General features: G+C 42.6%; 11 protein-coding genes. 6 read left to right on the top strand and 5 right to left on the bottom strand.

What is annotated here, in order from left to right; translation table 11 throughout:
- Positions 1-13: 13 nt before the first annotated feature.
- Positions 14-934, bottom strand: a complete 921-nt coding sequence (locus HMPREF1212_RS10105) for a tyrosine-type recombinase/integrase (RefSeq protein ID WP_052724964.1) — start codon at positions 932-934, stop codon at positions 14-16.
- Positions 935-1,726: 792 nt separating this feature from the next.
- Between HMPREF1212_RS10105 and HMPREF1212_RS10100 the strand changes: the two genes are divergently transcribed.
- Both HMPREF1212_RS10100 and HMPREF1212_RS10095 read left to right on the top strand, forming a co-directional pair.
- Positions 1,727-2,302, top strand: a complete 576-nt coding sequence (locus HMPREF1212_RS10100; protein WP_046150326.1) for an STM3941 family protein — start codon at positions 1,727-1,729, stop codon at positions 2,300-2,302.
- Positions 2,303-2,389: 87 nt separating this feature from the next.
- On the top strand, positions 2,390-2,680 hold the full coding sequence (locus HMPREF1212_RS10095) for a YtxH domain-containing protein (protein ID WP_007656279.1): 291 nt from the start codon (positions 2,390-2,392) through the stop codon (positions 2,678-2,680).
- A gap of 306 nt (positions 2,681-2,986) precedes the next feature.
- Here HMPREF1212_RS10095 and HMPREF1212_RS10090 read toward each other — a convergent pair whose 3' ends face one another.
- The 4 genes from HMPREF1212_RS10090 to HMPREF1212_RS10075 form a co-directional block, all read right to left on the bottom strand.
- Positions 2,987-3,493: an outer membrane protein gene (locus tag HMPREF1212_RS10090; protein WP_010803256.1), complete on the bottom strand. Its 507-nt coding sequence runs from the start codon at positions 3,491-3,493 to the stop codon at positions 2,987-2,989.
- Between the two features lie 125 nt (positions 3,494-3,618).
- A complete protein-coding gene (locus HMPREF1212_RS10085) occupies positions 3,619-4,599 on the bottom strand; it encodes a manganese catalase family protein (RefSeq protein WP_007656272.1) in 981 nt (326 codons plus the stop codon).
- A 26-nt stretch (positions 4,600-4,625) separates the two neighbouring features.
- Positions 4,626-4,922: a YtxH domain-containing protein gene (locus tag HMPREF1212_RS10080; protein ID WP_007656271.1), complete on the bottom strand. Its 297-nt coding sequence runs from the start codon at positions 4,920-4,922 to the stop codon at positions 4,626-4,628.
- A gap of 41 nt (positions 4,923-4,963) precedes the next feature.
- Positions 4,964-5,221 carry a GlsB/YeaQ/YmgE family stress response membrane protein gene (locus tag HMPREF1212_RS10075; RefSeq protein WP_007656269.1) on the bottom strand — a complete coding sequence of 86 codons (258 nt, stop codon included), beginning with the start codon at positions 5,219-5,221 and terminating at the stop codon, positions 4,964-4,966.
- A 479-nt stretch (positions 5,222-5,700) separates the two neighbouring features.
- On the opposite strand from HMPREF1212_RS10075, the gene pulA reads away from it, so the two are divergent.
- The 4 genes from pulA to HMPREF1212_RS10055 all read left to right on the top strand — a co-directional run bounded on the left by pulA (position 5,701) and on the right by HMPREF1212_RS10055 (position 11,646).
- On the top strand, positions 5,701-7,668 hold the full coding sequence (gene pulA, locus HMPREF1212_RS10070; protein ID WP_046149271.1) for a type I pullulanase: 1,968 nt from the start codon (positions 5,701-5,703) through the stop codon (positions 7,666-7,668).
- Between the two features lie 60 nt (positions 7,669-7,728).
- Positions 7,729-9,171, top strand: coding sequence for an alpha-amylase (locus tag HMPREF1212_RS10065; RefSeq protein ID WP_046149270.1), 1,443 nt, complete (start codon positions 7,729-7,731; stop codon positions 9,169-9,171).
- Between the two features lie 43 nt (positions 9,172-9,214).
- A complete protein-coding gene (locus tag HMPREF1212_RS10060; protein WP_046149269.1) occupies positions 9,215-10,267 on the top strand; it encodes a mechanosensitive ion channel family protein in 1,053 nt (350 codons plus the stop codon).
- A gap of 167 nt (positions 10,268-10,434) precedes the next feature.
- Positions 10,435-11,646: a C45 family peptidase gene (locus HMPREF1212_RS10055; RefSeq protein ID WP_046149268.1), complete on the top strand. Its 1,212-nt coding sequence runs from the start codon at positions 10,435-10,437 to the stop codon at positions 11,644-11,646.
- Positions 11,647-11,649: the final 3 nt, after the last annotated feature.

The raw sequence follows: 11,649 nt of genomic DNA, 5'->3' as shown, positions 1-11,649 counted from the left end.
AAATAAGGATAATTTATGCAGCCATCAGTTCCTTCACACCTTCAGAAACCCTTTTATTTGCTTCTCCTACCTTACCTGCATCAAATGCAGACAAGTAAATGCGAGTCATTTTTTCGGAAGAATGCCCCAGGGCTTGGCTGATGATAGCAATCGGTATCCCCAGATGATAAGCCGCAGATGCCCAGCTATGGCGGAAAACATAGGTCGTCAACTTTGCAGATAAACCCAATAGGACCTGCACATCTGCCAGATATTGATTTTCCAGTGCCAGACATTGTTTATACTGTTCATGCGTAGCTCCCTCCTGTAACACAGGAAAAAGATATTTGGAATCCGGCCGCCTGTAACGATTAATCAGTAACTGCATAGGCTCCGAAACTTCCATCTCGATCAGTGCACCTGTTTTTTGCCGGCGATACGACAACACTTTTCCTTCTTCAACCAAGTTCTCCCCACTCAGACGAACGATATCCGCAAAAGGCATACCGCAGGCAAAAAAAGAAAACAAGGCCATATCCACTGCCAGCTTTTTCTCCGGCTCCTCTTTCAGATCGAGTGCAGCCATCTGCTTGATCACTTCCACCGGGACTGCCCGTTTAACAGTCTCCTCCCGTTGCAACTGCATCCCCTCGAACGGCCGTTCCTCAGGCCGTCCTTTCCACCCCCGGCAGGCACGGTTGTACATCGCCCGCAAGTTACTAATATAACTATTCACCGAATTCACGCGCAGTTTCTTTCCTTTCAGATACCGAATAAACTCCTGCACAACATCCTGCGTCACATCTCCCAGCAATCTGCTCTTTCCTCTCTCACGAACGAATGCGGCAAAATGATTACGGCTGGCACGATACAGGTCGGCCGTACTTTCATCCCCGTTACTGCGCTTCTGCTTTTCCTGCTCAAGCATCAGTATGCAAAAATCTTTATTTCTCATAACTTTTTCCTTCTTTATCGTTATTAATCAAAAAGATAAAGATAAACATTCCCGGCTTGCAGATTGTTCGGTTTTCGCTATTTTCGCTAACGGCACTGTCTCTAAAAAAGTATGTTTCAGAAAGAAAAGTTCCATTTTCACCCTCATTTTCGACCTTCATTACGCCCCTTATCCAAATTCATCACAATGATTCTTCCCTATCATTGTAATGCTCCGACCAAGTCATCACAATGACTTCATGCACTCATCACAATGAACCGGACCAGTCATTACAATGATTTTTTTAACATTACAGAATATCAGGAAATATTCTTCGAGATTACCTCATAAAAAGGGGATAATAGACCTTTCATAAGGCTGGAAGCTCTTTCCGCACAGATCGTTTTCAGATGACAGATTGTAACAGGTTTTGTCTTATTTCTGCCACTAGCTCTAAAATCATTGCGATGATTTTATTATTACCTACTTAAATGTACATTTTATCTTCTACAAATATCTTTACGTCAAACCTTAACTCCTGCAGAAACACAAAAAAATATCCCCTACATTCCCGTTTCCAAATAGAGCCGGGAATGTAAGGGATAATTATCAAAATGACAATTTTCTATTTTGCGAATAACGATAATCGAAACTCTCTAAAAAATTATCGTCATTTCGTTAATTATTGCTAGCAATCCGAATAAAATCAGAACCTATAAAGAATTAGTAATGTTTAATTTATACACCCAGTCGAATCTATTTGGCAATTGATTTTTTTTATTCAACCTGTATTAATATTAAATGTATATATGTATGGAAACATTCACAAAACAGTCGTCCGTGAAACTATTGGATTCAGAAACCTGTATAGATAACAAGGTAGTTATATATAAATCCAGAAGTAAGGCCATTCTATTTATTTTAGTTAGTTTGCTACTGGCAATTGCCGGTAAACTTTTCCTTCACCATCCCGATTATTATGTGGTGGGATGGAGTTTTATTATCTTGTCCGTTCTATGTCTGATTTTCGGTATCGGCACTTACTTCGACAGAAAACCTTACATTATTCTGACAGAAAACGGTATCACGGAAATGTCCGATATACGTGAAGAAATCGAATGGGACGCAATCCTCAGAGCAGATGAATTCTATTACAGGGGACAATATTTTATACGTCTTCTGATAGACAGGGATTATAAACCGGCCACCGTCCGTCCCACGTGGTTTTGGCGCTTTGACAAACTGTATGAGAAAAACGGAATCAAAGCTATATTTATACGCATAGGCTTTTATGAAGTCAGTGCTATAAAACTAACCGGATTTATAAAGAAGATGATCAGAGCCAATGCAGAAAAAAGAGAGGAATTGTTGAACGAAAAACATTTATAACAGTTAATATTCAGACCTTAAACAGAACTTTCCACTTATCTGTTCTGTTTTATAAAAACTAGTATTAATTAAATACCAATTAAACAAATGAGAAAGTTAGTTTTAGCAGCAATAGCAGGCACAGTCGTCCTGCTATTAGCGTCCTGCGGTAACAAGACAACCCAGGATAAAGTAAATCACAAAGTAGAAAATGCCAAAGAATCGGTCGACCATGCGATGGACAAAGCAGCGGACAAGATCGACAAAGGGGCTGACAAAGTGAAAGATGCTTGGAACGACACCAAAGAAGATGTCAAAGAAAATGCACAAGAGGCGAAAAAGAATATCAAGGAGGGTTACGACAAAACCAAAAAGGATATAAAAGAAAAACTCGACTGATCTCGTCGGATTACCAAAGTAAAGGGGGAAGAAAACTTAATTTCTTCCCCCTTTTTGTGTGATCCCCATAACAGATCAAATTCAAGTGAGTACCCCTAAAAAAGTGCTTAATTTGCAAGAGGTCTCTGATTAATCGAGGTACTCCCTTTTTCAGAGTAGGTTACGGTTTAGAGATATACGATTATTCAACATACAGCCTTCTTTTTCCTGAGCATAAGAAATCTGCATGACGCCTAAAAGCGCCATAGATATAATTATTTTATTCATAACTTTTTCTATTTGTTTAAAACGATAGTTGTCTTCTTACTAGAAACGGTATCCCCAACCAAATGCGATAACGGAGTTGTTATCTTTGCCGAATACATATTTATACTCGACATTCAGAAAGTTGCGTTTATCTAAATTATAGGTAAGGCCGGCACCCAGGTTAAACCCGAAATTGGTAGAACTATGTGAATCGAGCGTAGTTTCTTTACCATCATCCCCCTTGATGGTTTGTTTGCCCTGGAAATTATTCTGTAGATTAAAACCGGCTAACGGATAAAGCGACAAGTTATCTTCATGCAAGTTGAAGACATAATGAGCGTTCACATCGATATCGAACCCTGTCACCTTATTCTTCGGAAAGAAAAACATCAGGTCGGGGGCCAGACGTACATGGTTCGTCAGGTTATAGCGCCCCTGGGCTCCGATCATAACACGTTTGAAATCGGTTTGATAACCGAAATTTCCCAATAATGAGAAATCTCCCTTTTGCGCAAATGAACTTAATGAGATTGTCAATAAGACAACTAAACCTATAAACTTTTTCATGATCATTCAATTTAATTAAAAAACTTATTCCTATAAAAGATCACCCTGGTACATACCGCCAGCTACCTTATGACAACCGATAGATGAAATCCAGGGTAATCGGATTCTAAACATGTTCAGACTTCCTAGTTGGAATGTTTATTCGTTTTAGAATTCTTCTTCATGTTTCCGTCAGGCTGATAATGGCTCCACTGCATATCCTTTGCCGGAGTTTTGGAAAGAATCATTTTCTTCCGTTCCTTGGCAAGTTTCTCATCCTTCTCTTTTACCATCTCTTCAGTCCGGTCGGTTCCTTTAGGAGTTACATTAGTCAACCCGTCGGTGGAAGTAACATATTCCTGGGGCTTATCGATATATTGCCACTCCTCTTTCAACTGGGTACTACTTCCTTCATTCCACGGTCCGCGTGCTTCTTCCTCCTTCGACATATCGAAATACAGATTGCTATATTTCGGGTTAGTCTGAAAAATACCCGGCGGGAAATTGGGTTTAATAGAATCCAAAGCTGCTTCGAATTGCTGATAATGGGCAACTTCACGGGTCATCAGGAAATCGAGAGTTTCCTTCACATACGGATCATCCGTAAACGGAATAAGATATTCATACATGATCTTTGCACGAGACTCAGCTGCCAGATTCGACCGTAAATCGACCGTCGGTTCGGCATTGGCTGTGACGTAAGTGGCACTCCAGGGATTCCCGTTACTGTCGGTCAGCGCCGGGCTACCGGGGGCCAAAACCAGGAAATGAGGATTTGTATAAGCCTGGTGAATAAAATCTTCTTTTGCTGCTCTACCATTCATCATCTTATTAATTTCCATATTCTCGACCACATCTTTCATCTCACCGTTGACCGGTCCCAGCAACATCTGGATGGTTGCACCTACAATCTCCAAATGACCCAACTCTTCAGTCGCAATATCCATCAGCATATCGTACTTTTCCGGGAAAGGATTACGGCAACTGAATGCCTGTACAAAATACTGCATAGCGGCTTTCAACTCACCATTCGACCCGCCGAACTGCTCTAATAACAAACGTGCAAAACGTGGATCGGGGGCAGATACTCTGGCGTTATATTGCAAATCTTTTACATGATAAAACATAACTCAATATTTTAAATTACACATTATCATTTCTTCGCATTATCTGCAAAAGCATGTACTTTATTCTTCACCTCATCGGCTTTTTCCGCAAGATTAAAAGTACCGTCGGCTACCTTATCCGCTACTTTTGTTCCGGTTTGCAATGCTTTGTCTTTTGCTTCATCCACTAATTCTTCGGCGTTATCACCGGCCTTATGAAAGGCATGACGTACTTTTTCTTTCAGTTGTTTGCCTCTTGAAGAGCAAGAGAAATGATAGACAACTGCACCGATAATCGAGCCCAAACCCAGGCCCATCCAAAATTTTGAATGATTAGTTTCCATAAATCTGATAAGTTTAAAACGATTAATACTAGAACGATAAATTAAATATCTGCTTTGTGAGGTTTCCTGAAGAAAGAAACGATCCACAGCAGTAAGACAGCCCCTATAACAGAAGTAATAAGACTGCCCAGAATACCGGCAGTTGCAATACCTAACAGGCCGAATACCCAACCTCCTAATACGCCACCGATGATTCCCACCAACAAATTAATGAGGAGCCCGAAACCTCCACCATTCATGATCTTTCCGGCAAGAAATCCGGAAACGATCCCAATAATAATATACCAAATAAAATTCATAATATAAAATTTAGGATGTAAATAAAATAATTAAATAAATCACCGAGTAGAAGCGTCAGGCCTGACAAAAACTCTACTTATCACCATACACGAGAAAAAACAGGATCTGTAAAAATATGGTTCGGAAAGAGCCATGTTAATTAACGACTTTTTCGAAAGTAGAAACATATATACCTTTATTAGTCTAAAATTGTATATAGCTGTCAATACATCTGCAACAAACCCGATAATCAGATGCTTCAAGATTATCGTTATTTGACTGAACATAATATAGTACTAGTAAAAAGCAGACTGTAAGGTATAATTCGGGACTAAGCCCAACTAAAATTACCTTAATAAATCTTTTTATTTTCATAAATACTCCTTTTCGAACCGGACATTTTAATCTTTCAATTGTTTTTAAAAAGTCGAGGGAATAAGTAGATTCTATTCAGCTAAAACAGTATAGTTTAGGCAGTATTAATATTAAATTTATATATATGGAGACTTTAACAGATCATCCGTCTACGGAACGATTGGATTCGTATGACAAGTATCCGTCTTATTATGGGAGTGACCTGGAACTGGTTTATACACCCGAACAATCTGTTTTCACTTTATGGGCACCGTCTGCAGACCGTGTCCGGCTGAACCTGTATGCGTCCGGTGAGGGAGGCGGCCCGGAAGAACAGGTAGAAATGGAAAAAGCTGGCTATGGAACCTGGCGAATCCATATCGACCGTGACCTGAAAGGTTCTTTCTACACCTTTCAGATAGAGAAAAACGGAAAATGGTTGAACGAAACACCCGGTATCTGGGCAAAAGCCGTCGGTATCAATGGGAACCGGGCCGCTGTGATCGATTGGAATGAAACGAATCCGGAAGGTTGGGAATCGGACCGGTCACCAGAACTGAAAATGTATTCCGACATTATTCTTTACGAGTTGCATCACCGGGATTTCAGTATTGCGCCTGATTCAGGAATAGAGAATAAAGGGAAGTTTCTGGCTCTGACGGAGACAGGGACAAAGACTCCCGAAGGAGAAGCTACCGGTTTGGATCATTTGAAAGAGCTCGGTGTAACTCATATCCATATCCTGCCTTCGTTCGATTTTGCCACTGTAGATGAAACAAGACTGGACGAGAATCATTACAACTGGGGATATGACCCTAAGAATTACAATGTTCCCGACGGAAGTTATTCTACAGATCCGGCTAATCCGGTCGTCCGTATCCGCGAATTTAAAGAGATGGTGAAAAGCCTACATCAAAACGGTTTCCGCATTGTACTCGATGTGGTCTATAACCACACGGCATCGACCGACCATTCGAATTTCGACCTGACTGTCCCTGGATATTTTTACCGGCAAAACGCCGACGGTTCTTATTCCAACGCTTCCGGTTGCGGAAACGAGACGGCCTCGGAACGCGAAATGGTGAGGCATTATATCATCGAATCGGTCAAATTCTGGGCCAGGGAATATCATATCGACGGCTTCCGTTTCGACCTGATGGGCATACATGATATCGAGACGATGAACCGCTTGAGAAGTGAACTCCTGGAGATCGATCCGACCATCTTCGTATACGGCGAAGGCTGGGTAGCAGCCGACTCGCCCCTCCCCTTCGAACAACGGGCAGTAAAAGAAAATGTCGGGCAGATGGAAGGTATCGGCGTATTCAACGATGAATTTCGTGACGGGTTGAAAGGCAGTACCTTCGACGAACAGGAGCCCGGTTATGCTTCCGGAAATATCAACGGTCATTTCGAACCGGTCAAGTATGGTATCGTCGGTGGAACCGATCATCCGCAAATCGACTATGACGGATTGCTCTATTGCAATGCTCCTTATGCAGGTGCTCCTTCGCAAATGATCAATTTCGTCTCCTGCCACGACGGTTATACGCTGGTCGACAAGCTGAAATTATCCGTTCAAGGCGACCATGCGGCGGATGAACTCATCCCGATCGACAAACTAGTGCATACCGTGTTGCTGACAGCACAGGGAATCCCTTTCATCCGCAGCGGTGAAGAGATCATGCAGGATAAACAAGGGGAACCGAACAGTTATAAATCACCCGATTCCATCAACCGGATCGACTGGTCGTTAAAAGCTAAAAACCGGGAGGTATTCGACTTTATCAGAGGGTTGATCACACTCCGTAAGGCACACCCGGCTTTCCGCATTCCCACAGTCGAAGGTCTGCAACAATGGCTTCGTTTTATGGACACCGGTGATTCGGGAGTAATAGCCTATACGCTGGGCGAATATGCCAATAACGATGAATGGAAAGAAATCCTTGTCGCTTACAATGGCAATCGCCATGAAGCAGAGATCGGCATTCCCGAAGGCGAATGGAATGTTGTTTGCCGCAACGGACAGATCGACCCGGAGGGCAAGGATCGTTTACCGGGAGGAAGTGTAAAGATCGCAGCTTCATCGGCTCTTATACTCTATCGGCAATAAACGATTCATAGAATTTTATCAAATCAATTAAATTACAAAACAAATAAAAAAAGTAAGATTATGGAAAATGGTGTAATGATGCAGTATTTTGAATGGAATCTCCCCAATGACGGGAAACTGTGGAAACAATTAAAGGAAGAGGCTTCGCACTTGCATGATATTGGTGTGACAGCTGTATGGATTCCACCGGCATACAAAGCAGACGAACAACAGGATGAAGGCTATGCTACCTATGACTTATACGATTTGGGGGAATTTGAACAGAAAGGGACCGTACGAACAAAATACGGCACGAAAGACGAACTGAAAGAAATGATCGACGAACTGCATAAAAATCATATTTCAGTCTACCTCGATGTGGTATTGAACCATAAAGCAGGCGGCGACTTCACCGAAAAGTTCATGGTTGTGGAAGTCGACCCAAACCAAAGGAACAAAGCATTGGGCGAACCGTTCGAGATACAGGGGTGGACCGGTTACAGTTTTCATGGTCGTAAAGATAAATATTCCGATTTCAAATGGCATTGGTATCATTTCTCCGGTACAGGCTTCGACGATGCACAGAAGCGTAGCGGCATCTTCCAGATTCAGGGTGAAGGGAAAGCATGGAGCGACGGAGTAGACGGCGAGAATGGTAATTACGATTTCCTGCTGTGCAACGACCTCGACCTCGACCATCCGGAAGTGATCGCCGAATTGAACCGATGGGGAAAATGGGTCTCCAACGAACTGAACCTCGACGGTATGCGTCTGGATGCTATCAAACATATGAAAGATCAATTTATCGCCCAGTTCCTCGATGCCGTACGAGGCGAGAAAGGCAATGACTTCTACGCTGTCGGCGAATACTGGAACGGGGATATGGAAACGCTGGACAACTATGTGGAAGCTGTCGGTCATAAAGTCAACTTGTTCGATGTGCCCCTACATTATAATATGTTTCAGGCATCACAGGAAGGAAAAGATTACGACCTGCAGAATATTCTCAAAAATACTTTGGTCGAACATCATTGTGAATTAGCCGTCACTTTCGTAGATAACCATGATTCGCAACACGGAAGTTCTCTGGAATCACAGATCGAGGATTGGTTCAAACCGTTAGCTTACGGACTGATCTTCCTGATGAAAGACGGCTATCCATGCCTGTTCTACGGTGACTACTACGGTATTAAAGGCGAGAAATCCCCTCATACCCGAATCATCGACATCCTGTTGGATGCAAGACGTAAATACGCCTACGGCGATCAGATCGACTATTTCGACCATCCGTCGACCGTTGGTTTTATCCGCACAGGCGATGAAGAACATCCCGGCTCCGGCCTGGTATTCCTAATGTCGAACGATGAAGCCGGTAGTAAAACAATGAACCTAGGGAAAGAGCATCAGGGTGAAGTATGGCATGAAATAACCGGAAGCATCCCGGAAGAAGTTACGCTGGATGAAGAAGGTAACGGAGAGTTTTCTGTTGCTGCCCGCAATATTGCGGTCTGGATAAAGAAATAAATAAGAGATGGTTAAGATGTTAAACTAAAAACAAAACAAGAATATGTTAGAATATGAATTATGGGGGAATACGCTGGAAAGCTGGGGTATCTCCATCCTTATTATTGTAGGAGCTGTTGTAGTTGTCAAGCTGATCTCGTTGTTCAGCAGGAAAGTGCTTAAGCCTTTCATCACCCGTACGCCAAACCATCTGGATAATGTTATTTATTACTCCCTCGAATCACCCATAAAGTTTGCCGTTATGCTGTTGGGAATCTGGATCGCGATCCACCGGCTGGTTTATCCGGACAATTTCGTGAAGGCGATCGACAATGCTTACCGGATCCTGATCGTTCTGGATATCACCTGGGTCTTTGCCCGCCTGATTGGTGGCCTGCTTGAGATCTATCTGGGAAAAGAATCGACCGGACAGACCCACAAAATGATGCCGATCATCAAACGAACAGCACTTGTTCTCGTCTGGATCATCGGTATTGTGATGGCATTGAGTAATATCGGGGTGAATATCAGTGCTCTGTTAGGTACGTTGGGTATCGGTGGTATTGCATTCGCCCTGGCAGCACAGGATACGGTGAAAAATATTTTCGGCGCTTTCACTATTTTTACAGACAAGCCGTTCAACATAGGTGATACGATCCGTGTAGACAATTTCGAAGGGACTGTGATCGATGTGGGTGCCCGAAGTACGAAGATTATGGACTATGACAAACGTATCATCACTTTTCCGAATTATAAGATCACCGATGCCAACATCATCAATATATCTTCCGAACCGATGCGCCGCGTAGTTTTAAATCTCGGACTGACATACGACACGACACCTGAAAAAATGAAAGAGGCATTGGATATATTGAAAGCCATTCCCGGAAGAGTCGAAAACGTATCTTCCAACCCTTCGGATACAACTGCTGTTTTCACAAATTATGCGGATTCGGCATTGGTTATTATGTATATTTATTTTATTGAAAAGCAGGGAGACATATTAGGTGTAACTTCCAATATGAACATGGAAATACTGTCTTCCTTCAATAAAGCCGGCCTCGAATTTGCCTTCCCGACCCAAACGGTTTATATACAGAAAGATGAAATTGAATGAACTCAAAGTGGGTGCAAGATACTCTTAAATATCTTGCACCTAAAAATATATCTGTTCAGGATAAATTATGAATAGCAAGACTTCCTGAAACAAATTATCTGCATTCTGTTTGTCTATATGAATTATTGTGTATATGTTTGCTACTAAATACATAATACTTATACGTCATGAAAAAGCTCATCTTTGCGGCAATTCTCTGTTTTTGCTTTTCACTCCAGCAGCAACAAGCTTGTACCTCTGTTATTATCTCAGGGAAAGCGACACCCGACGGACGTCCTTTGATGTGGAAACATCGGGACACCGAAGCTCCTTACAACCATATCGCCTATATCGATGAAGGCGGTTACCGTTTCCTGGGACTGGTAAACAGTGACGATCCGAACGGAGCCGTCTGGACAGGCAGCAACGAAGCCGGCTTCTCCATTATGAATACAGCTTCGTTCAATCTAAAGGATGATGATGTAAAAGAGATGGATCACGAAGGACTGTTGATGCGGCAGGCACTGAAAACATGTAAGACCCTACAGGACTTCGAACATCTGCTTGATACTTTACAGCGTCCTTTACGGGTGGAAGCCAACTTCGGAGTGATCGATGCGTATGGTGGTGCGGCATATTACGAAACGAACAACGAACGTTACTATAAAAAAGATGTCAACGATACCGGTTTAGCTCCTGACGGTTACCTCGTCTATACGAACTTTTCTTTCGAAGGCCGTAGAGATGAAGGTTTGGGGTATATCCGTTACGATAGTGCACGGAAAATATTCAAACAAATGGAAAAGAAAGGATTTACACCGGAACGCATCTTTCAGGAAGCCTCACGCTCATTCTATAATAGTTTACTGGATATAGACCTGAAAAATCCGGATGAAAGCCCGAACAAACATTCCGGTTGGTTCGTAGAACAGGATTTCATTCCCCGTTCAGAAAGTACGGCTTCTATCGTAATACAGGGAGTAAAACCGGGCATGTCGCCGGAACATACGGTTATGTGGACTATGCTAGGATATCCGCCGACCTCTATCGCTTTGCCGTTATGGGTAAAAATGGGGAAAGACCAGCCTTCCTTCATACAGTACGATGCCGCTTTACAGACTGCCCCGCTCTGCTATTATGCCTCCCGCCTGAAAGACAAGGTTTACTCCATACACCGCGGTAACGGACAGAAATATCTCCATTGGCAACTTCTATGGAATGATGAAAACACCGGCTATATCCAACAATTGCAGGATGCGGAAACTCAGATCTTCCGGTTATTTGAAACAATATCTTCTACTAACGACAAACAGTTTCCGGATACGGAAAAAATAAAAGCATCCTACAAACAGGCTGAATCCATTATCACGACTACCTACCGGCAACTGGATGCTTTGTAAGAA

Origin of the sequence: Parabacteroides sp. HGS0025 (assembly GCF_000969845.1) — a bacterium.
Lineage (GTDB): Bacteria > Bacteroidota > Bacteroidia > Bacteroidales > Tannerellaceae > Parabacteroides > Parabacteroides gordonii.
This window is presented reverse-complemented; position numbering and strand designations above follow the sequence as displayed.